A 21021-nucleotide genomic window follows, 5' to 3' on the forward strand; every position below is an offset into this window, starting at 1 on the left:
CCCCGTTTTATTCGCGCCTCAAGGCCAGCCTCCAGGGCGGCGGCGAAGACCCGTTCTTCAGCCCGTGCGTACAGATCTGCGCCCCACGCGCACCGTGCGACATTGCAGCGATGCAGGCCGCCAGGTGACGCCACCCGGCCCCGCCGCAGTGTCCGAGTTACCGCAACTAAGGACTCAGGTATGCGTTTTCACTTCCCCATCGTGATCATCGACGAGGATTTCCGCTCGGAAAACACCAGCGGCTCCGGCATCCGCGAACTGGCCGCCGCCATGGAGGCGGAAGGCATGAGCGTGATCGGCTACACCAGCTACGGCGACCTCACCTCCTTCGCCCAGCAGCAGAGCCGCGCCGCCGGTTTCATCCTGTCGATAGACGACGAGGAGTTCCAGACCGAGGATTCGGCGCAGCAGGCGCTCGGCGGCCTGTACGGCTTCGTCGCCGAGATCCGCCGCCGCAATCCGGACATCCCGGTCTATCTGTACGGCGAGACCCGCACCGCCCGCCACATCCCCAACGACATCCTGCGCGAGCTGCACGGCTTCATCCACATGCACGAGGACACGCCGGAGTTCGTCGCCCGCCACATCATCCGCGAAGCCAAGAGCTATCTGGACAATCTGGCACCGCCGTTCTTCCGCGCGCTGGTCGACTACGCCTACGACGGCTCCTACTCCTGGCACTGCCCCGGCCACTCCGGCGGCGTCGCCTTCCTGAAGAGCCCGGTCGGCCAGATGTTCCACCAGTTCTTCGGCGAGAACATGCTGCGCGCCGACGTCTGCAACGCGGTGGACGAGCTGGGCCAGCTGCTGGATCACACCGGCCCGGTGGCGGCGTCCGAGCGCAACGCCGCCCGCATCTTCAACGCCGACCACCTGTTCTTCGTCACCAACGGCACCTCGACGTCGAACAAGATCGTCTGGCACAGCTGCGTCGCCGCCGGCGACATCGTGCTGGTGGACCGCAACTGCCACAAGTCCAATCTGCACGCCATCATCATGACCGGCGCGATCCCGGTCTTCCTGATGCCGACGCGCAACCACTACGGCATCATCGGTCCGATCCCGAAATCCGAGTTCCATCCGGACAATATCAAGAAGAAGATTCTGGCCAACCCGTTCGCGCGCGAAATGCTGGAGCAACACCCGAACCGCAAGCCGCGCATCCTGACGCTGACCCAGTCCACCTACGACGGCATCCTGTACAACGTCGAGGAGATCAAGGGTCTGCTCGACGGCGAGGTCGACACGCTGCACTTCGACGAAGCCTGGCTGCCGCACGCCAGCTTCCACGACTTCTACCGCGACTTCCACGCCATCGGCGAGGGACGCCCGCGCTGCGAAGACAGCCTGATCTTCTCCACCCAGTCCACCCACAAGCTGCTGGCCGGCATCAGCCAGGCCTCTCAGATCCTGGTGCAGGACCCGCAGAACCGCCAGCTCGACACCGCCTGGTTCAACGAGGCCTATCTGATGCATACCTCGACCAGCCCGCAATACTCGATCATCGCCAGCTGCGACGTCGCCGCCGCGATGATGGAACAGCCGGGCGGCCAGTCCCTGGTGGAGGAATCGCTGGTCGAGGCGATGGAGTTCCGCCGCGCGATGCGCAAGGTGGACGAGGAATACGGCCGCGACTGGTGGTTCAGCGTATGGGGCCCGGACGCGCTGTCCGACGACGGCATCTGCGACCAGCCCGACTGGACGCTGCGCCCGAACGAGCGCTGGCACGGCTTCGCCGGCATCGAGGAAGGCTTCAACATGCTGGACCCGATCAAGGCCACCGTGCTGACGCCGGGTCTGGACGTCGACGGCAGCTTCGAGGAAATGGGCATCCCGGCCGCCATCGTCACCAAGTATCTGACCGAGCACGGCGTGGTCGTCGAAAAGACCGGCCTGTACAGCTTCTTCATCATGTTCACCATCGGCATCACCAAGGGCCGCTGGAACACGCTGATCTCGCTGCTGCAGCAATTCAAGGACGACTTCGACAAGAACCAGCCGCTGTGGCGCGTGATGCCGGAGTTCGTCGCCAAGCACCCGCAATACGAGCGGGTCGGCCTGCAGGACCTGTGCCAGCGCATTCACGGCCTGTACACCAAGCACGACGTGGCGCGGCTGACCACCGACATCTACCTGTCCGACATGGAGCCGGCGATGCGTCCGGCCGACGCCTTCGCCAAGATGGCGCACCGCGAGATCGAGCGCGTGCCGGTGGACCAGCTGGAAGGCCGCGTCACAGCGGTGCTGCTGACCCCGTACCCGCCGGGCATCCCGCTGTTGATCCCGGGCGAGCGCTTCAACAAGACCATCGTCGACTACCTGCGCTTCGCCCAGGCCTTCAACCGCGAACTGCCGGGCTTCGAAACCGACGTCCACGGTCTGGTGGCGGTCGAGGTGCAGGGGCGCAAGGTCTACTGCGTCGATTGCGTCAAGCAGTAAGACCGGCAACGGGAAACGACAAGGCGGGCCTCGGCCCGCCTTTTTCATGTCCGTCCGCCGTATCGCGGCGCTCAGCGCTGGCCAGCAGCCAGCAAGCGCATCGCCAGGCCGCCGAACACCGTCGCCAGCAGGTATTGCGGCCAGCGTCCGCCTCCTCCGCCGGCCAGCATTCGGCCCATGCGGCTGCTGGCGACGATGACCAGCGCATTGACGCAGAAAGCGACCGCGTTCAGCACCGTGGCCAGCAGCATGATCTGCAGCGCCACCGGACCGGCCTTCGGCTCGACGAACTGCGGAAACAGCGCCAGCACGAACAAGGCCATCTTCGGATTGAGCAGATTGGTGGTCAGCCCCTGCAGCGCGATGCGCGCCAGCGGCTGGCCGGGCGCGGCGGGATCGGCCGCGCGCAGCACGCCGTTGCTGCGCAAGGTGGTCCAGGCCAGGTAGAGCAGATAGGCGGCGCCGGCGATGCGCACCGCGTCGTAAGCCATCGGCACCAGCACGAACAGCTGGGCCAGACCCAGCGCCGCCAGCAGCGCATGGCAATAGGTGCCGACCTGGATGCCGAACAGCGTGGCGAAGCCGGCGCGCAATCCCTGGCCGGCGCTGCGGCTGGCGATCAGCAGCATGTCGGGGCCGGGCGTGGCGGCCAGCGCGAGGCAGGCCAGCGAGAACAGCAGCAGGGTGGACAAGGTGGGCATGCGCGGCGCTCCGCAGTCGGTGACGAAGGCATTCATCATACCGATACCGTCCCGACACGAACAAGCGCGCCACGCGGTTTGAAGGCCGCCGGCGTTTACGGTATATCTATTCGTCCTGGCAAGGAGAATGGATGGATTTCCCCACGCTTCACACCGCGCGGCTGACGTTGCGCGAAATCACGCTGGACGACGCGCCGGCGCTGCTGGACATCCTCGGCGACGCCGACGCGATGCGCTGGTACGGCACCGATCCGCTCTCCACGCTGCAACAGGCCCGACAGCTGGTGGACAAGTTCGCCGGCTGGCGCGAGCTGCCGGCGCCCGGCACCCGCTGGGGACTGGCGCTGCGCGAGGGCGGCCCATTGATAGGCAGCATAGGTTTGTTCAAATGGAATCCCGGCTGGCGCAGCTGCGCGCTCGGATATGAGCTGGCGCGCGGCGGCCACGGACAGGGTCTGATGACCGAGGCGCTGCGCGCCGCGCTGGCCTGGGGCTTCGAACAGATGGCGCTGAACCGGATCGAAGCCCAGGTTCATCCCGACAATCTGGCCTCGTTGAAACTGCTGGAGCGGCTGGACTTCAAGATGGAAGGCCGCGCCCGCCAGGCGGGCTACTGGCTGGGCCGCCATCAGGACCTGATCAATCTGTCGCTGCTGCGAGAAGAAAGCCCGCTGGCCGGCGCTGAGCGCTGAGCGCTTACCAGCCGTTCTCCAGCACGATGTGGCCCGGCGCGTTCTGCCGGCTCATCCGGTAACCCATCTTCATCAACTGGCGATGGGTATCCTCCACCATCTTCGGATTGCCGCACAACATGAAGCGGCTGTGCTCAGGCGACATCTCGATGCCTGCCCGCGCCGCCAGCTGGCCGTCGTCCAGCAGGGCCGGCAGGCGTTGGTTCAGCATGCCGGCCGGCGCGTCGCGCGTCACCACCGGCAGGTAGCGCAGCTTATGGCCATGCTCATCCGCCATCGGATGCTCGCGCAAGGCGGCGATCTCGTCCTGGAACGACAACTCGGCCGCCTCCCGCACGCAGTGGACCAAGACGATGCGTTCAAAGCGCTGCCAGACCTCCGGCTGCTTCAGCATCGACAGATACGGCGCGATGCCGGTGCCGGTGGCCAGCATCCACAGATCAGCGCCGTCCGGCAGCCGCTCAGCCTGGAAAAAGCCCATCGCCCGCTTGTCCAGCATCACCTCGCCGCCCGGCTGCAGCCTGGCCAGCCGGGAACTGAACTGGCCGTCCGGCACCACGATGGAGTAGAAATCCAGGAATTCGTCGTATTCGGCCGAACACATCGAATAGGCCCTCCACACCTGGCCGCCGCCTTCCAGCGGCAGGCCCAGCCGGGCGAACTGGCCGGCGGCGAAGCGAAAGCCGGCCGGGCGCGTCAGACGAAAGCCGATCAGCTTGTCGGTCCAGCGCTTGATGTCGGTGATGGTTTCAACGGTGTACTTCTGTTGAATCTCGGCTTCCAGTTCGGCGTTCATCGCGCACCCATTGTTGAGTAATTTACTCAACAATTATGCGCCCGAGCGCGCCGGCTTGCCAAGCCTGCCGGCGCGCCGGCGAACTCAGGGCCGCCCGCGCTGGCGCGCGCCGGCGAAAAGCCTCATGCTGGCGCAATCGGACAGGAAGCCAACAGGAGACCCGCCATGACCATCGCCCTCGCCCTGCACGGCGGCGCCGGCACGCTGCGCCGCAGCGACATGGACCCCGAACTGGAACGCGCCTACCGCGCCGGACTGGAGGCCGCGCTGGAAGCCGGCTACGCGGTGCTGCGCGGCGGCGGCGCGGCGCTGGATGCCGTATGCGCGGCCGTCTGCGCGCTGGAGGACGATCCGCTGTTCAACGCCGGCCGCGGCTCGGTGTTCAATCTGGACGGCAGGCAGGAGATGGAGGCGGCGGTGATGGACGGCGGCCGCCAGGACGCCGGCAGCGTCGCCGGCCTGTCCCGGGTGAAGAATCCGGTGCTGCTGGCGCGGGCGGTGATGGAGCGCAGCCCGCACGTGACGCTGGGCTACGCCGCGGCGGAAGACTTCGCCGCCAGGCTCGGACTGGACACGCGGCCGCCGGAATACTTCCATACCGACAAGCGCTGGCAGGCGCTGCTGGCGGAAAAGGAAAGGCTGGCCAACGGCGGCGCCGACGACGACATTCCCGAGGATCGCAAGCACGGCACTGTCGGCGCGGTGGCGCTGGACGCGCAGGGCCGGCTGGCGGCCGCCACCTCGACCGGCGGCCGCACCGCCAAGTGGCCGGGCCGCATCGGCGACACCCCGGTGATAGGCGCCGGCACCTGGGCCGACGCCTATTGCGCGGTGTCGGCCACCGGCCACGGCGAATACTTCGTCCGCGCCGCCGCCGGCCACGAGATATCGGCCCGCGTCCGCCATCTGGACGAGACGCTGGACCAGGCCTGCCACGCGGTGGTCTACGGCCAACTGCTGCCGATGGGCGGCACCGGCGGCGTCGTCGCCGTCGACCGCCGCGGCCGGGTGGCCTTGCCGTTCAACTGCGAAGGCATGTACCGGGCGGCGGTGGACGGCGACGGACGGCGTCTAATCGCCATCTACGCCGACGATTAACGGTAGGCCGCCTGCCACTCCTCCTGCAATAGCGACACCAGCGCGGCGGCCGGCACTTCGCGCGCGTCCGCCGCGCCCTCTCCCGCCCACAATGACATCAGATCGTCGCGCCCGGCCTGGGCGGCGGCGGCGCGCAACGGACCGCTCAACGCATTCATCACCGGATAGGCCGGCAGCCGATCCTGCCACTGCGCCATCTCCTCGATATAACGATTGTTCAGCCCGCGCGCGTAACGGCCGGAGAAGGCCCGCGTCAGGCAGGTGGCGCCGCTGCCGGCCTTAGCCAGCGCCGACTTCCACGGCGCCGAGATGCCGGACTCCGGACAGCGCAGGAAGGCGGTGCCCAGCTGGCAGGCCTGGGCGCCGTTGCGCATCGCCGCGGCGATGTCCCGGCCATTCATGATGCCGCCGGCGGCGATCACCGGCAGCGGCAGGTTCTGCGCCAACTCGTACACCAGCGACAGCATCGGCCGCAGCGACTGCTGCTGTTCGCCGATGAAGGTGCCGCGATGGCCGCCGGCCTCCCGGCCCTGGGCGCACACCGCGTCGGCGCCCAATTCCGCCCAGGCCAGGCCCTCGGCCAGATTGGTCGCGGTGCCTATCACCGCGATGCCGGCCTCCTTGCACGCCAGCATCTGGTCGGTGGTCAGGATGCCGAAGGTAAAGCTGAGCAGCGCCGGTCGCAGGGCCAGCGCCGTCTGCAACTGTTCGCCGAACGGCTGGCAGAAACCGGCCGGCAGCGCCGGCGGCGCGATGCCCAGCTCCTCGTGCCACGGCCGCAGCAGCCGCAGCGCCAGCTCCAGCCCGGCCTCGTCCGGCGCCGGCATCCCCTGCACGAACAGATTGATGCCGAACGGCCGCTCGGTCAGCGCGCGTATCTTCTCCGTCTGCTCGCGGATTTGCTGCGGCGCCAACATCGCGCCGGCCAGAAATCCAAGGGCGCCGGCGTCGGAAACCGCCGCCACCAGTTGCGGCGTGGTGGCGCCTCCGGCCATCGGCGCCTGAACCAGCGGCAGCTTGAGCCGCCAACGCTGCCAAAATGCTTCCGCCATTTCACTCCTCCCGATAATCGCGAATCGTCACATCTCGGCCGCGGGGCGCCAGGTCAATCGGCCAGCGCCTGCCCCAGATCGGCCAGGATGTCGTCGATGTCCTCGATGCCGATGGACAGCCGCAAGCCGCCCTCGACGATGCCGAGCGCCGCCTTCTGCTCGGCCGGCATGCCGCCGTGCGACATCGTATAGCTATGATTGACCAAAGATTCGACGCCGCCCAGCGATTCCGCCAGCGCGAACAGCTTCAGCCGTTGCGCGACGCGGCTGGCCGCCTCGCGGCTATCGTCGGCAAGCCGTATACTGATGATGCCGCCGAAGCGCCGCATCTGCCGCCGCGCCAGCTCATGCCCCGGATGCTCAGGCAGGCCGGGATAGTAGACCTTGGCCACCTTGGGCTGCCCGGCCAGCCAGGCCGCCACCCGCTCGGCATTGTCGCAGTGTCGCTCCATTCTCAATGCCAGCGTCTTGATGCCGCGCAAGGTCAGAAAGCAATCCTGCGGCCCCGGCACCGCGCCGGCGGCGTTCTGCAGGAAGCGGATGTCGTGGTGCAGCTTGTCGTCGTTGACCGCCACCAGGCCCAGCAACACGTCGGAGTGCCCGCCCAGATACTTGGTCGCGGAGTGGACGACGATGTCGGCGCCCAGCGACAGCGGCCGCTGCAGATAGGGCGTGGCGAAAGTGTTGTCGACCGCCACCACGACGCCGTGCCGGTGGGCGATGGCGGACAAGGCGGCGATATCGACCATGCCCAGCAAGGGATTGGTCGGCGACTCCAGCCACAACAACCGCGTCGCCGGCGTGATCGCCGCCTCCAGCCGCGCCGGATCGGACAGATCGGCAAAGCGCACCTTGACGCCGGCCGGCTCCAGCACCCGGGTCAGCAGGCGGTAGGCGCCGCCGTACAGGTCGGCCACCGCGACCACTTCGTCGCCGGGCTTCAGGCAGGCGCGCAGCACCGCGTCTATCGCCGCCATGCCGCTGGCGAAAGCCATGCCGTGGCGGGCGTCTTCCAGGCTGGCCAGGCAGTCCTGCAAGGCGCTGCGGGTCGGATTGCCGGTGCGGGCGTAGGCATAGCGCAGATCCTCGCCGACATGGTCGAAGGCGAAGGCCGAAGTCTGGTACAACGGCGGCATCACCGAGCGGTTATGATCGGCGCTGTCGTAGCCGACATGGATGGCGCGGGTGGCGAATTTCACAAAAACTCCTCTAAATCATAAGCTTGGGCAAACTGCCCTACAATCAAACCTGAATTCCCGGCAAATGATGCGCTCGCGATGACCTTTTCATCGCGATGCCAAGATTTAAACGCAATTGCGAACAAATACCGGCGATTTGTCCTGATTTTCGCCAAGCGACCGCGGATTTTTACTTTACATCCACCGGCTTTAGGGCTATTTTGCTGCGTTTCGCATTAAAACCATCGTTTGCATGAAGCTAGAACGCGTCTTCGACATCCTGCCCCATCAGCTGGCCCATCATCCGCGCCCGGACTGCCTGGCGGCCAAAACCGGCCAGGGCTGGCGGCAATTGTCGACCGCTGAGGCCATGGACACCGTCCGCGACATCGGCCTGGGCCTGCTCGAACTGGGCATCGGCCGCGGCGACAAGGTGGCCATCGCCGCCGACAACAGCATCGAATGGTTGCTGGTGGACATTGCGCTGCAGCAAATCGGCGCGGTCAGCGTGCCGCTGTATCCGACGATCACGGCCGATGATGCAAGCTATATCCTGATGCATGCCGAGGTCAAGCTGGCCTTCGCCGGCAGTGCTGCGTTGCAGCGAAAGCTGCACGAGGCGCTGGGCAAGCTGTCCTGCCCGATCTACGGCCTCGCCGACATCGACGGCGTGCCGTCCTGGCGCGAGATCGCCGAGCGCGCGCGGCCGGAACGGCTGGCCGAACTCGAGGCGCTACGCGACGCGGTGCGCGCCGACGACATCTACACCATCATCTATACCTCGGGCACCACCGGCCGCTCCAAGGGCGTGATGCTGAGCCACCGCAACGTGCTGAGCACCGTCGTGGCCACCGCCGCCTTCACCGGCCTGCCGCAGGGCCGCTGCCGCGCGCTGAGCTTCCTGCCGCTGTCGCACATCTTCGAGCGCGCCGGCGTGTTCTACTACCTGTACAGCGGCACCGGCATCTATTTCACCAGCGTCGAATGCCTGTCGTCGGCGCTGGCCGACGTCAAGCCGCACACCTTCAGCGCCGTGCCGCGCGTACTGGAGAAAGTGCACGAGAAGCTGGTCGGCAAGGCGCGCGACCTGACCGGCGCCAAGCGCCGCATCTATCGGTGGGCGCTGGCCCGCGCCGAAAGCTTCAACCCCAACCGTCGTCGCTCGCCGCTGGACGCGATCCAGCACGCGCTGGCCGACAAGCTGGTGTACAGCAAGTGGCGCGCGGCGATGGGCGGCGAACTGATATCGATCAATGTCGGCTCCGCCGCGCTGCAGCCGCGGCTGGCGCGGATGTTTTGGGCCGCCGGCATCGCCGTGGCCGAAGGCTACGGCATGACCGAGAGCTCGCCGGTGATCTCCGCCAATCCGTTCACCGCTGGCGGCGTGCGCATCGGCAGCGTCGGCCTGCCGCTGCCCGGCGTCGAAGTCCGCCTGGCCGGCGACGGCGAAATCCTGGTGCGCGGCGACAATGTGATGTCCGGTTACTACAAGGAACCGGAACAGACCGCCGAGGCGCTGCAGGACGGCTGGCTGCACACCGGCGACATCGGCGTGCTGGAAAACGGCTATCTGCGCATCACCGACCGCAAGAAGGAAATGTTCAAGACCAGCAACGGCAAGTACATCGCGCCGCAGGCGCTGGAGAACAAGCTGAAGGAGTCGGCCTTCATCGACCAGATCATGGTGGTCGGCGACGGCCAGAAGTACGCCGCCGCGCTGATCGTGCCGCTGTTCGAGAAGCTGAAGGAGTGGTGCGGCGAACATGGCATCGCCTATACCACCGACGGCGAGATGAGCCGCCACCCCAAGGTGGTGGAGCTGATAGACCGCGAGGTCAAGCGCTTCAACCGCTACTTCGGCAGCTGGGAGCACATCAAGAAGTTCTCGCTGCTGGACAAGCCGTGGTGCGTCGACGCCGGCGAGCTGGCCCCGACGCTGAAGCTGCGCCGCAAGGTGATCAGCGAGCGCTGCCGCGCGCTGATAGACGGCATGTACGGCATGCCGGAGCCGGCATAAAAAAAGCCCCGCGACGCGGGGCTTTTTCTTTCATCGCTGGTGGGCCAGATTGAGCCGGTTCTCCACATGGCGCTGCAAGCGCTCGAACAAGGCGCTCAAAGCCCAGTAGATCGCCGCGGCGGCCAGATACAGCGGCAGCGGCTGGAAGGTCTGGGCGATCACTTCCTTGGTCGCCAGCATCAGCTCGGTGACGGTGATCACCGATACCAGCGAGGTGTCCTTGATCAGCGAGATCAAGCTGTTGGACAGACTGGGCACCGACAGGCGCAGCGCCTGCGGCGCGACGATGTGGCGCATCGTTTGCCACCAGGAAAAACCCAGCGAGAACGCCGCGTCCCACTGCCCCCGGGCCACGCCGGCGATGCCGCCGCGCAGACTCTCGGACAGATAGGCGGCCACGTTCAGCGTCAGCGCCAGCACGCCGGCCGGCACCGGGTCCAGCTCCAGGCCGATGCCGGGCAGGCCATAGTAGATGACGAATATCTGCACCAACAGCGGCGTGCCGCGCATCGCGCTGACGTAGAACGCCGCCAGCTGCGACAAGACCGGCAGCTTCGCCACCCGCACCATCGCCACCGCGAAACCCAGCGCCAGACCCAGCACCATCGCCACCAAGGCGAACAGCAAGGTATGCACCGCGCCGGCCAGCATCACCGGCAGCGCCGCCTCGAACAGCGCCATCCAATCGCTCATGCCCTTCCTTCCCTGAAAAACCGACGCCCCCGCGCTGGCAGGGGCGTACGGCGAAACCATCTTAGCCGAAGTTTACTTCTTGGCGGACGGCGCCTTCGAGACATCGATGCCGAACCACTTGACCGAGATCTTCTTGAAAGTGCCGTCGGCCTTCATGCCGCTCAGCGCCTGGTCTATCGCCGCCTTGAACTGCGGATTGCCCTTGGCGAACGGGATCGCCATCGTCGCCACGTCGCCGACCGGCGCGCCCGCCTTCAACGGCAGCTTGGCCTGCTTGATCGCGAACGGGATCAACAGGCTGTCGTTCAGCGCCGCGTCCAGACGGCCGGTGGCCAGGTCCTGCAGATATTCCGGCGCGCCCGGATAGGTCTTCACCTGCACGCCGGCAGCAGCCTTGGCCATGTCGGCGTAGTTGCTGCCCTGGCCGACGCCGAGCTTCTTGCCTTTCAGATCGGCCAGGCTCTTGAAGTCCCGGCCCTCGTTCTTGCGCACGATCAGCTGAGCGCTGGAATAAGTATACGGCTGGCTGAAATCGAACACCGCCTGGCGTTGGGCGGTCATGCCCACCTGATTGACGACGATGTCGAACTTGCCGCTCTGCAGGCCGGCCAGCAGGCCGCTCCACTCGGCGGTGGTGAACTCCGGCTTCACCTTCATCCGCCGCGCGATCTCGCTGGCGATCTCAACGTCGAAACCGGTCAGCTGCTGCTTGGCGTCCTTGAAGTTGAACGGCGGGTAGGTGCCTTCCAGCGCGATTCGCAGCGCGCCGCGCTGTTTCACCGTATCCAGCAGGTCGGCGGCCAGCGCCTGGCAGCCGGCGCCGGCCAGCAGCAACGCGACAATCCATTTGCGCATATAATTATTCCTAAAAGTTATATATTATTGCATTAATATAAGCAGGAAATAATAACAGCGCCGCACCGGCTTTGCAAAACAAAACCGCCTGCGGAACAGGCGGTTCGGTATCGGTTGCTACGAATGGGCCTGCAACAGCGGCCGCAAACGCAGCCATTGCGTTCTACACGCCGCCAGCCCCGCCGCCAGGCACAGGCCGGCGAAACCGGCCAGCAGCACGATCAGCGCGCGCTTAGGCCCCGACCGGTCCAGCGGCGGCGCGGCCGCCACCACCACCTGGACATCCTGCGACGCCAAGACCTTGGCGATGGTGATTTGCCTTTGCAGCTCGCCGACCAGCGCGCGGTTGAAATACCAGGCGCGCAAGGCCGCCAGTTGGGCCGCCGGCATCCGGTAGAGCTGCGCATTGGCTTTTTCCAACTCGCTGCGCAGCTGCAAAATGGCGGTCTGCAGATTGGACGACGCGGCGACGGCCCTATCGTCCATCAGCGCCATCTGCGCCTCCAGCTCGGCGAAGCTGCCGATGATCTGTTCGGCCTCGCCGTTCAACACGCCGTTCGAGTCCGGCGCCAGTCTGGCCGCCGCGCCCGCCGTCTGCCGCAACTGCTCCTGCGCGACGGCCAGGCGTTGCTGCAAGGCGTAGCCGCGCCGGCTCTGCTCGGTCAAATGGCTGTCCAGCACCTGGCGCCTGGTCCTGTCGACCACGTAGTTGGCCAGGTCCGCCGCCCGCTTCGGGTCGACGTCGGTGACGGCGATCTCCAGCAGGCCGTCCTTGGTCGCCGTGGTCTTCACCATGCTGGATAGCTGCAGCATCGCCGCACGTCGGCTATCCGCCTGGAAGATCCGCTGCAGCTGGAAGCGGTCGACCGCCGGCCCCAACACGCCGCTATCCTGCACAATGCCGGCGCCGCCGCCGGCGCCGACCGGCGCCGGTATCATGATGACGGCTTTCGCCAGGTACTGATTCGGCAGCCAGAAACACACCGCCGCGGCCAAACCCATGCAAACCACCGGGACAATCAACAACTGCCGCCAGTTTTGCCGCACAAACAACACAATATCGATCAAACGCAGCTCATCGGAGTCGGACATCTGTTTCAATTATGCATTCCCCTATGCGGGTAGCCGGATCGCGGATCATTGCTCCGCGGCCAAATTAAGCAATACGCATCATGACACGGCCGCGGCGCGCTTCCAAATCAGACGTTGAACAGGAAGTTCAACACGTCGCCGTCCTGCACCACATAGTCCTTGCCCTCGGCGCGCATCTTGCCCGCCTCCTTGGCCTTGGACTCGCCGCCCAACGTGACGAAGTCCTGGAAGGAGATGGTCTGGGCGCGGATGAAGCCGCGTTCGAAGTCGGTGTGGATCACGCCGGCCGCCTGCGGCGCGGTGTCGCCGACATGGATGGTCCAGGCGCGCACTTCCTTGACGCCCGCGGTGAAGTAGGTTTGCAGGCCCAACAGCTTGTAGCCGGCGCGTATCAGCCTGTCCAGGCCCGGCTCTTCCAGACCCAGCGTCTCCAGGAACTCGGCCTTGTCGGCGTCTTCCAGTTCGGCGATCTCGGACTCGATCGCGGCGCACAGCGCCACCACCGGCGCGCCTTCCTTGGCGGCGTACTCTTCCACCCTGGCCAGCAGCGGATTGTCGCTGAAACCATCCTCGGCCACATTGGCGACGTACATCGCCGGCTTGATGGTCAACAGGCACAGCGGCTTGATCAGCGCCTTCTCCTCGTCGGACAGGCCCAGCGAACGGGCCGGCTGGCCCTCGTTCAGGTGCGGCACCAGTCTTTCCAGGATGGCGATCAGCGCGCGCGCGTCCTTGTCGCCGGCCTTGGCCTTCTTGCCTTCGCGGCTGATGGCCTTCTCGACGGCGGACAGATCGGCCAGCGCCAGCTCGGTCAAGATGGTTTCGATGTCGGCGAGCGGGTCCACCTTGCCGGCGACGTGCACGATGTTCGGATCATCGAAGCAGCGCACCACGTTGACGATGGCGTCGGTCTCGCGGATATTGGCCAGGAACTGGTTGCCCAGGCCCTCGCCCTTGGAGGCGCCGGCCACCAGGCCGGCGATGTCGACGAACTCGACGATGGCCGGCTGGATCTTCTGCGGATTGACGATCTTGGACAGCGCGGCGAGGCGCGGGTCCGGCACCTCGACGATGCCGACATTGGGCTCGATCGTGCAGAACGGGTAATTGGCGGCCTCGATGCCGGCCTTGGTCAGCGCGTTGAACAGGGTGGACTTGCCGACATTGGGCAAGCCGACGATACCGCATTTCAGACTCATGGCTGTCTCTTCCTAACTCTGTATTCAATCCATTATGGCGGCGGTCCGATAGACCGCCAGCCCGCAATCACTTGGCTTCGGTATGCAGCGCCTTCATCGCCTCGGCCATCTTGCCGGCGATGGCGCGCGGCAGCTCGCGCAGCGAGGCCAGAATGGCCTCGTCCAGCGCTTGCTGCTCCTCGGCTCGCGGCTTCTTCAGCACGAAGTTGGCCACTTCCTTCTTGTCGCCTGGGTGGCCGATGCCGAGCCGCAAGCGCCAGAAGGCCGGCGAACCGAGCCGCGCCGCGATGTCCTTCAGGCCGTTGTGCCCGCCATGACCGCCGCCCTGCTTGAAGCGGGCGACGCCGGGCGCCAGATCCAGCTCGTCATGCACCACCAGCATCTCATCCGGCAGTATCTTGTAGAAATGGGCCAGCGCCAGCACGGCCTGGCCGGACAAATTCATATAGGTCATCGGCTTCAGCAGCCAGACGTCCTGTCCATCGATCTGGACCCTGGCGACGTCGCCATGGAATTTGCCTTCCGTGCGCCAGCTGCCCTTGAACTGCCAGCACAGCTCGTCCACCAGCCAGAAGCCGGCGTTGTGACGCGTCTTTTCATATTCGGGGCCCGGGTTGCCCAGGCCGACAATCAGGCGGATGCCGGACATATCGCTCAATTCCAATGGAAAAAGCCCGCTGCCCGCCACCTGGGCGCACAACGGGCTTTTCACCGTCACCGCGAACGGCGACGGCAGCAGGGATTACACACGAGCGAAGTCGATGTGCAGCACTTGCTGTTTGTACGGGTGCATCTGGAACGCGGCAACCTTGACCTGTTCCTTCTGGCCGTCGATCACCAGATCCAGCACCGAAGTGTGGAAGTCGGCGTGCTTGACGGAGTGGTACAGGGTGTTGTGATCCAGTTCCAGGGAAACGGCTTCCTTGCCGGCGCCGTATACCACGGCCGGCACTTTGCCAGCGTGACGCAGGCGGCGGCTCGCACCCGTACCCAGATCAGCACGCTTGGCAGCAATCAGTTCGTAAGACATGTCAAAACTCCAGTTTCAGATTAAAAGCACCCGGCCCACCGCGACCAGCGGGCCAGATGTTCACGGCAGGCAAGCGCCCGTCGCAACCAGTTCCTCATTGAAGAGGTAGGACACCGATTCTTCGTTGTTGATCCTGCGCAGCGTCTCGGCCAGCAGGCCGGCGATCGAGGCCACCCGGATATTCGGGCAGGCCTTGGCCGCGGCGGTCAACGGGATGGTGTCGGTCACCACCACCATATCGATGTCGGAATTCTTGATGCGATCCACCGCCTGACCGGAGAAGATGGCGTGGGTCGCATAGGCCAGCACGCGCTGGGCGCCGCGCTCCTTCAGAGCGCTGGCCGCCTTGCACAGCGTGTTGGCGGTATCGATCATGTCGTCGACGATCAGACAGGTGCGGCCCGACACGTCGCCGATGATGTTCATCACTTCGGCCACATTGGCCTTCGGACGGCGTTTGTCGATGATGGCCAGATCGGTGTTCAACGCCTTGGCCACCGCGCGGGCGCGGACCACGCCGCCGACGTCCGGGCTGACGACGATCAGGTCGTCGAAGCGCTGGGCGCGGATGTCCTTCAGCAGCACCGGCGTCGCGTAAACGTTGTCCACCGGAATGTCGAAGAAACCCTGAATCTGGTCGGCATGCAAATCGACGGTCAGCACCCGGTCGATGCCGGCGCTGGTCAGCATATTGGCGACCAGCTTGGCCGAGATCGGCACGCGGGCCGAACGCGGACGACGGTCCTGGCGGGCATAGCCGAAATACGGAATCGCCGCGGTGATCCGGCCGGCGGAGGCGCGCTTCAGCGCGTCGGCCATGGTCAGGATCTCCATCAGATTGTCGTTGGTCGGGGCACAGGTCGATTGCAGAATGAACACGTCGCGGCCGCGCACGTTTTCCAGCAACTCCACCGCCACCTCGCCGTCGCTGAACTTGCCGACGTCGGCGCGTCCCAACGAGATATCCAAATGCTTGACTACGTTCTGAGCAAGTTCCGGGTTAGCCGTTCCGGTAAACACCATCAAACTGTCGTATGCCGCCATGATTCGCTTTGCCTTAGCTGGATAAAGAAAAAGCGTGTAAGGCATTCTTACACGCTTTTTTCATGCTCTCTCTTATATGGAGAAAGTCCTGGCTGGGGAGGTAGGGATCGAACCTACGAATGCCGGAATCAAAATCCGGTGCCTTACCACTTGGCGACTCCCCAGTAACCTTATTCAGCGCCGTCGAACAGGGGATGGACGTCAAGTCCTTCAGCCACAAACCCCTGATATTTTTCCGACAACACCCGGTAAACTTTATCGGCTTCGTCTTTTGAACCAAATTCCAGAAACACGCAGGCGCCGGAACCGGTCATCAGCGGCGAACCATATTTTTTCAGTTCGCTCAGTACTTCATTCACCGCTGGAAACTTTTCCAAAACAACGTCTTGCAGGTCGTTTCGCCGCTGCTGCGTTGTTTCGAGGATTCGCATTATGCCGGCGCCCCCTACCTCTGTCAACATTGGCCGAGAAAAATTTCGGAATATCGCCGCGGTCGGCACATGGACCTGTGGGTGAATTACCAAATACCAGGCGGGCTTCAATGAAATCGCTTCCAGTATCTCGCCGACCCCGGTAGCCAGCGCGCTGCGGCCGAAGATGAAGACCGGCACGTCGGCGCCCAGTTGCAGACCCAGCGCCTGCAGGCGCTCGCGCGGCCAGGCCAGTCCCCACAGCCGGTTCAGCGCCATCAGCACGGTGGCAGCGTCGGAGCTGCCGCCGCCCAGGCCGCCGCCCATCGGGATGCGCTTCTCCAGCCGGATGTCGGCGCCGAGGCGGCAGCCGCTTTCCCGCTGCAGCAGCCGCGCCGCGCGGACGGTCAGGTCCTGCTCCGGCGGCACGCCGTCGGTCGGCGTCAGCAAGGCGATTTCGCCGTCGTCGCGAACGGCCAGCTGCAGTGTATCGCCGAAGTCGATGAAGCGGAACACGGTTTCCAGCAGATGGTAGCCGTCGGGACGCTTGCCGACCACGTGCAGCAGCAGATTGAGCTTGGCAGGCGCCGGGAAGGAATGATACGGGTGTTGCATGCTTTATCTAATATCGGATGATTGCGGAACGGCGCGGCCGGCTACTGCCAGCTCTGCACCACCACTTTGACGGTCAGGCCCTCGCGCTGCATCTCCACCCGCTTCGGATGGTCGGCCTCGACATCGGCGTCGCGGATGAATCGGATGCGCCAGCCCTGCTGCTCCAGGCTGCCGTCGGCGTCCTGCCGGACCGGCGCGCCGGGCGCCGGCAGGCCGCGTATCCACCACACCAGATTGGACAGCGGCAGCGGCCAGCCCATCACCTGGCGGGTCAGGCTCTCGACGTCGTCGGCCTGCCAGCGCTTGCCGTCGGCCAGCAGGGTGACGCCGTCAGGATCGCGCAGCACCTTGGCCACGGTATTGCCCAGCGGCGAGTTGATCGCCACTTCGTCGCGAGGCGGCTGGTGCCGCCAGTCGAAATTGGCGACATGCCCCTTGCCGTCCAGCGTGGCCGACAGCCGGCCGCTGACGCTGAACGGCGCGTCGGCCGTCGGCTGCGACGATGCGGGACGGAACAGCGCCTCGTTGGCGCAGCCGGCCAGCAGCAACGCCACCGCCAGCAGCGCGACGCGGCGGATCAAGGCTTGGCTCCCAGCCTGCGCATCGTCTCGGTCAGCACCTGATGGTCGGGATGCTGCGCCAACTCCTTGCGCCACAAGGCCTCGGCCTCGTCGCGCCGGCCTTGTTTCCACAACACCTCGCCGAAGTGGGCGGCCACTTCCGGATCGGGCATCGCGCCATAGGCCTTCTCCAGATTGCGGCGCGCGGAATCGAGGCGGCCAAGCTTGTATTGCACCCAGCCCATGCTGTCCAGGATCACCGGATTGTCAGGCTCGGCCTTCAGCGCCTTCTCGATATAGCCGTAGGCCTCCTGATAGCGGCCGGTGCGGTTGGCCAGCGTGTAGCCCAGCGCGTTCAGCGCCTGCACGTCGCCCGGCTTGTCCTTCAGTATCTGCCGCAAGTCGCGCTCGGCGTTGCCGGTATTGCCCAGCATGTCCGACACCAGCGAGCGCTCGTACAGCAGTTCGCCGGATTTCGGCTGGCCGCGCAGGGCCCGCGTCAGCAATTCGTAGGCGCGGTGCGGCTGCTTGGCGTCGCGCGCCAGCTGCGACTGCAGCAGCGCCAGCGACACTTTTTCCTGCTCGGTGCCGCCAAGCTGGCCGAGCCGGCTCAGCGCCTCGTCCAGATGGCCCTCTCCGGCCTCCAGCATCGCCAGTCGCGATTGCGCCGGCAGATATTGCTGGCCGGGACCGACCTGGCGGTACCAGCCCTCGGCGCGCGCCGCGTCATGGTCGTCCTCGGCGATCTGGCCCAGCGTGTAGCGGACGAAATCGCGCTCCGGGTATTGCTGGGCCAGCGCGCGCTGCAGCCTGTCGTCGGCGGTTTGCAGATCGCGCATCTGATAGGCCAGCAGGCCGGTGGCGTACAACAGGTCCGGATGGTCCGGCTGCGCTTTCAGCAAGGCCTCGAACGCGGCGCGCGCCTCGGGGAAGCGCTTGGCGCCGACCAGCAGCCGCGGATAGGCGATCTGCAGATCGATCCCGGCGTCGGGCCGCCGCGCCAGCTCGCGCTGCAGGAACACCGCGGCGGCGTTGACGTCCTTGCGCCGCAGCCGGTCCACCTGCCAGGCCACCGGCAAGTCCCACTTCGGCGCGATCTTCGCCAGCGTGTCCAGCTCGCGGTCGACCACCGCCTGATCGTTGTTGTCGGCGGCGGCGGCCAGTACCGCGAAGCGCGCCTCCGGCAAATCGGGATAACGGCCGGCCAGCTCGGACACCAGCCGGTAGGCCTCGGCCGAGCGGCCGTCCTGGCGCGTGCTCAGCCGAGCCAGTTGGACGAAGATGGCCGGCGCGCGCTTCGGCTCGCGCTGCAACAGGTCCTCGATCAGCGGCTTGCTCTCGGTCAGCTTGCCGCTGCGCATCAGCGCGATGAACAATTGCTCGCGCGCCGGCAGCGAATCCGGATCCAGCGCGATCCACAGCGACAAGGCCTCGGTCGCCTCCTTCAGCTGGCCGGACAACAGGCAGAATTCGGCGGCGCGCTGCGCCATCCGCGGATCGCGGGTCTGGCGCGCCAGATCGAGATAGGTCAGGCCGGCCGAGCCGACCGCGCCACGACGGGCGGCGATCTCGCCGGCCAGCACGCCATAGAAGATTTCCGGGGTCAGCTCTTGCTTGGGCAGCTTGGCGTCGCTGGACGCATCACCGTCATCGGCCGCGTCCTGCGCGGCCGGGACCGGCTGCGCGGCCGCCGGGGGCTTGACGCCGGCGCACGCCGACAACAGCAGCGCCAGCAGCAACGGGAGAGTTCGTTTCAGCGGTTTCATTCGCATGGAGTAAGTTGCCTGCTCAAAGCCTGTTGAACGCGTAGAATAGCATGTCCGGTTTTTCTCTTTATACCATTTACCGAATCGCAGCCCGCCATGCCTGAATTGCCAGAAGTCGAAACCACCCGCCGCGGCGTCGAGCCGCATATCGCCGGCCGCGTCCTGCGCGGCGCCGTGGTGCGCAACCCCAGTCTGCGCTGGCCGGTGCCGCCGGACCTCGCCGAGCGCGTCGCCGGCGAAAAGGTGCTGTCGGTGCGCCGCCGCGCCAAATACCTGCTGCTGGAGTGCGAGAGCGGCACCTTGCTGATCCACCTCGGCATGTCGGGCAGCCTGCGGGTGATGCCGGCCGGCTCGCCGCCGCAGAAGCACGACCATCTGGACCTGCTGCTCGACGATAAGCTGCTGCGCTACCGCGATCCGCGCCGCTTCGGCGCCGTGCTGTGGCACATCGGCCCGATCGAGCATCACCCGCTGTTGCGGGCGCTGGGGCCGGAACCGTTGTCCTTCGCCTTCGACGGCGCCGCGCTGCACGACGCCGTCCGTCGCCGCGGCAGCCCGATCAAGCTGGTCATCATGGACAACCATGTGGTGGTCGGCGTCGGCAACATCTACGCCAACGAATCGCTGTTCCACGCCGGCATCGCGCCGACCCGCTCCGCCTCGGCGCTGTCCCGCGGCGACTGCGACCGGCTGGCCGCCGAAATCAAGGCCGTGCTTGCGCGCGCGATAGACGCCGGCGGCAGCACGCTGCGCGATTTCGTCGACAGCGAGGGCAAGCCCGGCTACTTCCAGCAAAGCTATATGGTGTACAACCGCCAGGAGGAGCCGTGCCGACAATGCGGCACGCCGATCCGGCACATCCGACAGGGTCAGCGCAGCACTTACTATTGCCCGCTGTGCCAGCCATGTTAGAGTGGCGACCTGTAACCCCTCAGACTTGAAACCTTAACCATCTTGAAGTCATCCGCCATCACCCCTGTCTCGACCCGCTGCGGCCGCGTCCTGCGCCTGCTCGGCCACCTCGCCGTCGGCGTGTTCATCGTCGCCACCCGCTACTCGCGCCTGGCCCAGGCCGAGCGCGCGGTCGTGACCCGCCGCTGGGCGCAACAGGCGCTGAAGATACTCGGCGTCAGCATCAAGGTACAGGGCGTCAATCCGGGCTTCTATCCGCCCAATACGCTGCTGGTGGCCAATCACGTGTCCTGGCTGGACATCGCGGCGCTGAACAGCTGTACCGTATCCCGCTTCGTCGCCAAGCGCGAGATTCGCAAATGGCCGCTGATAGGCTGGCTGGCCTATGTGGCCGGCACGCTGTTCATCGACCGCGGCAACCGCCGCGACGCCAGCCGCGTCAACCAGATACTAGCCGACGCGATGAAGAACGGCGGCTGCATGGCGGTGTTCCCGGAAGCCACCACCTCCGACGGCAGCGGCCTGTTACCGTTCAAGGCCTCGCTATTCGAGGCGGCGCTGCTGGCCGGCGGCACGGTGCAGCCGGTGTCGCTGCGCTACCAGCGCCCGGACGGCGCGCTGCTGCTGGAGGCCGCCTATATCGGCGAATTGTCGCTGCTGCAAAGCATAGGGCAGGTGCTGCGGGTACCGCAGATCGAGGTGGAGATCAGCTACGGCCAGCCACTGAAAGCCGGCGAAACCGGGCTGGACAACCGCTTCCTGCTGGCCGACGCGGCGCGGCGCGAAGTGGCGCGCGGCCTCGGCCTGACTTTGGAGGAGGCGCCGCAGCCGGCCATGCCGGCGGCGGAAGAAACGCGGACCTGAACCGGGCG

The 21021-nt window shown here is 66.0% G+C and carries 20 protein-coding genes and 1 tRNA gene; 6 read left to right on the top strand and 15 right to left on the bottom strand.

Going from position 1 to position 21021, the window contains the following annotated elements; genetic code table 11:
* Positions 1-180 precede the first annotated feature (180 nt).
* Positions 181-2439 carry an arginine/lysine/ornithine decarboxylase gene (locus CXB49_RS18095; RefSeq protein ID WP_101709676.1) on the top strand — a complete coding sequence of 753 codons (2259 nt, stop codon included), beginning with the start codon at positions 181-183 and terminating at the stop codon, positions 2437-2439.
* Positions 2440-2510: 71 nt separating this feature from the next.
* On the opposite strand, the gene CXB49_RS18100 is transcribed toward CXB49_RS18095, so the two are convergent.
* A complete protein-coding gene (locus tag CXB49_RS18100; protein ID WP_101710763.1) occupies positions 2511-3140 on the bottom strand; it encodes a LysE family translocator in 630 nt (209 codons plus the stop codon).
* Between the two features lie 131 nt (positions 3141-3271).
* On the opposite strand from CXB49_RS18100, the gene CXB49_RS18105 reads away from it, so the two are divergent.
* A complete protein-coding gene (locus CXB49_RS18105; protein ID WP_101709677.1) occupies positions 3272-3832 on the top strand; it encodes a GNAT family N-acetyltransferase in 561 nt (186 codons plus the stop codon).
* A 4-nt stretch (positions 3833-3836) separates the two neighbouring features.
* Here the strand turns inward: CXB49_RS18105 and CXB49_RS18110 are convergent, their stop codons facing one another.
* A complete protein-coding gene (locus CXB49_RS18110) occupies positions 3837-4628 on the bottom strand; it encodes a ferredoxin--NADP reductase (RefSeq protein WP_101709678.1) in 792 nt (263 codons plus the stop codon).
* A gap of 165 nt (positions 4629-4793) precedes the next feature.
* On the opposite strand from CXB49_RS18110, the gene CXB49_RS18115 reads away from it, so the two are divergent.
* Positions 4794-5726 (top strand): isoaspartyl peptidase/L-asparaginase family protein, encoded by a 933-nt coding sequence (locus CXB49_RS18115; protein WP_101709679.1) that lies wholly within the window; start codon positions 4794-4796, stop codon positions 5724-5726.
* Here CXB49_RS18115 and CXB49_RS18120 read toward each other — a convergent pair.
* Positions 5723-6778 carry a nitronate monooxygenase family protein gene (locus CXB49_RS18120; RefSeq protein WP_101709680.1) on the bottom strand — a complete coding sequence of 352 codons (1056 nt, stop codon included), beginning with the start codon at positions 6776-6778 and terminating at the stop codon, positions 5723-5725. The genes CXB49_RS18115 and CXB49_RS18120 overlap by 4 nt on opposite strands.
* 53 nt (positions 6779-6831) lie before the next feature.
* On the bottom strand, positions 6832-7977 hold the full coding sequence (locus tag CXB49_RS18125; protein ID WP_101709681.1) for a cystathionine gamma-synthase: 1146 nt from the start codon (positions 7975-7977) through the stop codon (positions 6832-6834).
* Between the two features lie 232 nt (positions 7978-8209).
* On the opposite strand from CXB49_RS18125, the gene CXB49_RS18130 reads away from it, so the two are divergent.
* A complete protein-coding gene (locus tag CXB49_RS18130; RefSeq protein ID WP_101709682.1) occupies positions 8210-9973 on the top strand; it encodes a long-chain fatty acid--CoA ligase in 1764 nt (587 codons plus the stop codon).
* Between the two features lie 30 nt (positions 9974-10003).
* Here the strand turns inward: CXB49_RS18130 and CXB49_RS18135 are convergent, their stop codons facing one another.
* The 11 genes from CXB49_RS18135 to CXB49_RS18185 form a co-directional block, all read right to left on the bottom strand.
* Positions 10004-10666 carry an amino acid ABC transporter permease gene (locus CXB49_RS18135; protein WP_101709683.1) on the bottom strand — a complete coding sequence of 221 codons (663 nt, stop codon included), beginning with the start codon at positions 10664-10666 and terminating at the stop codon, positions 10004-10006.
* Between the two features lie 72 nt (positions 10667-10738).
* Positions 10739-11521 carry a transporter substrate-binding domain-containing protein gene (locus CXB49_RS18140; RefSeq protein WP_101709684.1) on the bottom strand — a complete coding sequence of 261 codons (783 nt, stop codon included), beginning with the start codon at positions 11519-11521 and terminating at the stop codon, positions 10739-10741.
* Positions 11522-11638: 117 nt separating this feature from the next.
* A complete protein-coding gene (locus tag CXB49_RS18145) occupies positions 11639-12613 on the bottom strand; it encodes a Wzz/FepE/Etk N-terminal domain-containing protein (protein WP_101709685.1) in 975 nt (324 codons plus the stop codon).
* A 107-nt stretch (positions 12614-12720) separates the two neighbouring features.
* Complete coding sequence (gene ychF / locus CXB49_RS18150; RefSeq protein WP_101709686.1) at positions 12721-13812, bottom strand: redox-regulated ATPase YchF; 1092 nt, start codon at positions 13810-13812, stop codon at positions 12721-12723.
* A gap of 67 nt (positions 13813-13879) precedes the next feature.
* Positions 13880-14461 carry an aminoacyl-tRNA hydrolase gene (gene pth, locus CXB49_RS18155; RefSeq protein ID WP_101709687.1) on the bottom strand — a complete coding sequence of 194 codons (582 nt, stop codon included), beginning with the start codon at positions 14459-14461 and terminating at the stop codon, positions 13880-13882.
* 93 nt (positions 14462-14554) lie between these two features.
* Entirely contained in the window at positions 14555-14842 is a 288-nt protein-coding gene (rplY, locus tag CXB49_RS18160; protein WP_101709688.1) for a 50S ribosomal protein L25, read from the bottom strand.
* A 60-nt stretch (positions 14843-14902) separates the two neighbouring features.
* Positions 14903-15886 carry a ribose-phosphate pyrophosphokinase gene (locus CXB49_RS18165; protein WP_101709689.1) on the bottom strand — a complete coding sequence of 328 codons (984 nt, stop codon included), beginning with the start codon at positions 15884-15886 and terminating at the stop codon, positions 14903-14905.
* Positions 15887-15975: 89 nt separating this feature from the next.
* Positions 15976-16050 (bottom strand) — tRNA-Gln (locus CXB49_RS18170).
* Between the two features lie 6 nt (positions 16051-16056).
* The gene (gene ispE, locus CXB49_RS18175; protein WP_101709690.1) at positions 16057-16911 is read right to left on the bottom strand and encodes a 4-(cytidine 5'-diphospho)-2-C-methyl-D-erythritol kinase; all 855 of its coding nucleotides are present in this window, start codon (positions 16909-16911) and stop codon (positions 16057-16059) included.
* 41 nt (positions 16912-16952) lie between these two features.
* Positions 16953-17492 (bottom strand): lipoprotein insertase outer membrane protein LolB, encoded by a 540-nt coding sequence (gene lolB / locus CXB49_RS18180; protein WP_101709691.1) that lies wholly within the window; start codon positions 17490-17492, stop codon positions 16953-16955.
* A complete protein-coding gene (locus CXB49_RS18185) occupies positions 17489-19243 on the bottom strand; it encodes a tetratricopeptide repeat protein (RefSeq protein ID WP_101709692.1) in 1755 nt (584 codons plus the stop codon). Before CXB49_RS18185 ends, lolB begins: the two co-directional genes overlap by 4 nt.
* Before the next feature lie 90 nt (positions 19244-19333).
* On the opposite strand from CXB49_RS18185, the gene mutM reads away from it, so the two are divergent.
* Positions 19334-20149: a bifunctional DNA-formamidopyrimidine glycosylase/DNA-(apurinic or apyrimidinic site) lyase gene (gene mutM, locus CXB49_RS18190; RefSeq protein WP_101709693.1), complete on the top strand. Its 816-nt coding sequence runs from the start codon at positions 19334-19336 to the stop codon at positions 20147-20149.
* A gap of 42 nt (positions 20150-20191) precedes the next feature.
* Positions 20192-21013: a 1-acyl-sn-glycerol-3-phosphate acyltransferase gene (locus CXB49_RS18195; RefSeq protein ID WP_101709694.1), complete on the top strand. Its 822-nt coding sequence runs from the start codon at positions 20192-20194 to the stop codon at positions 21011-21013.
* The last annotated feature ends 8 nt before the right edge of the window (positions 21014-21021 follow it).

The organism is Chromobacterium sp. ATCC 53434, from assembly GCF_002848345.1.
Classification (GTDB): Bacteria; Pseudomonadota; Gammaproteobacteria; order Burkholderiales; family Chromobacteriaceae; genus Chromobacterium.

Bases quoted from the DNA above. Each gene is read 5' to 3' on its own strand.
- CXB49_RS18095 (WP_101709676.1), top strand. From the start codon at position 181: ATGCGTTTTCACTTCCCCATCGTGATCATCGACGAGGATTTCCGCTCG.
- CXB49_RS18135 (WP_101709683.1), bottom strand. From the start codon at position 10,666: ATGAGCGATTGGATGGCGCTGTTCGAGGCGGCGCTGCCGGTGATGCTG.
- ispE (WP_101709690.1), bottom strand. From the start codon at position 16,911: ATGCAACACCCGTATCATTCCTTCCCGGCGCCTGCCAAGCTCAATCTG.
- pth (WP_101709687.1), bottom strand. From the start codon at position 14,461: ATGTCCGGCATCCGCCTGATTGTCGGCCTGGGCAACCCGGGCCCCGAA.
- CXB49_RS18115 (WP_101709679.1), top strand. From the start codon at position 4,794: ATGACCATCGCCCTCGCCCTGCACGGCGGCGCCGGCACGCTGCGCCGC.
- ychF (WP_101709686.1), bottom strand. From the start codon at position 13,812: ATGAGTCTGAAATGCGGTATCGTCGGCTTGCCCAATGTCGGCAAGTCC.
- mutM (WP_101709693.1), top strand. From the start codon at position 19,334: ATGCCTGAATTGCCAGAAGTCGAAACCACCCGCCGCGGCGTCGAGCCG.
- rplY (WP_101709688.1), bottom strand. From the start codon at position 14,842: ATGTCTTACGAACTGATTGCTGCCAAGCGTGCTGATCTGGGTACGGGT.
- CXB49_RS18130 (WP_101709682.1), top strand. From the start codon at position 8,210: ATGAAGCTAGAACGCGTCTTCGACATCCTGCCCCATCAGCTGGCCCAT.
- CXB49_RS18140 (WP_101709684.1), bottom strand. From the start codon at position 11,521: ATGCGCAAATGGATTGTCGCGTTGCTGCTGGCCGGCGCCGGCTGCCAG.
- CXB49_RS18145 (WP_101709685.1), bottom strand. From the start codon at position 12,613: ATGTCCGACTCCGATGAGCTGCGTTTGATCGATATTGTGTTGTTTGTG.
- CXB49_RS18165 (WP_101709689.1), bottom strand. From the start codon at position 15,886: ATGGCGGCATACGACAGTTTGATGGTGTTTACCGGAACGGCTAACCCG.
- CXB49_RS18120 (WP_101709680.1), bottom strand. From the start codon at position 6,778: ATGGCGGAAGCATTTTGGCAGCGTTGGCGGCTCAAGCTGCCGCTGGTT.
- CXB49_RS18110 (WP_101709678.1), bottom strand. From the start codon at position 4,628: ATGAACGCCGAACTGGAAGCCGAGATTCAACAGAAGTACACCGTTGAA.
- CXB49_RS18105 (WP_101709677.1), top strand. From the start codon at position 3,272: ATGGATTTCCCCACGCTTCACACCGCGCGGCTGACGTTGCGCGAAATC.
- CXB49_RS18100 (WP_101710763.1), bottom strand. From the start codon at position 3,140: ATGCCCACCTTGTCCACCCTGCTGCTGTTCTCGCTGGCCTGCCTCGCG.
- CXB49_RS18185 (WP_101709692.1), bottom strand. From the start codon at position 19,243: ATGCGAATGAAACCGCTGAAACGAACTCTCCCGTTGCTGCTGGCGCTG.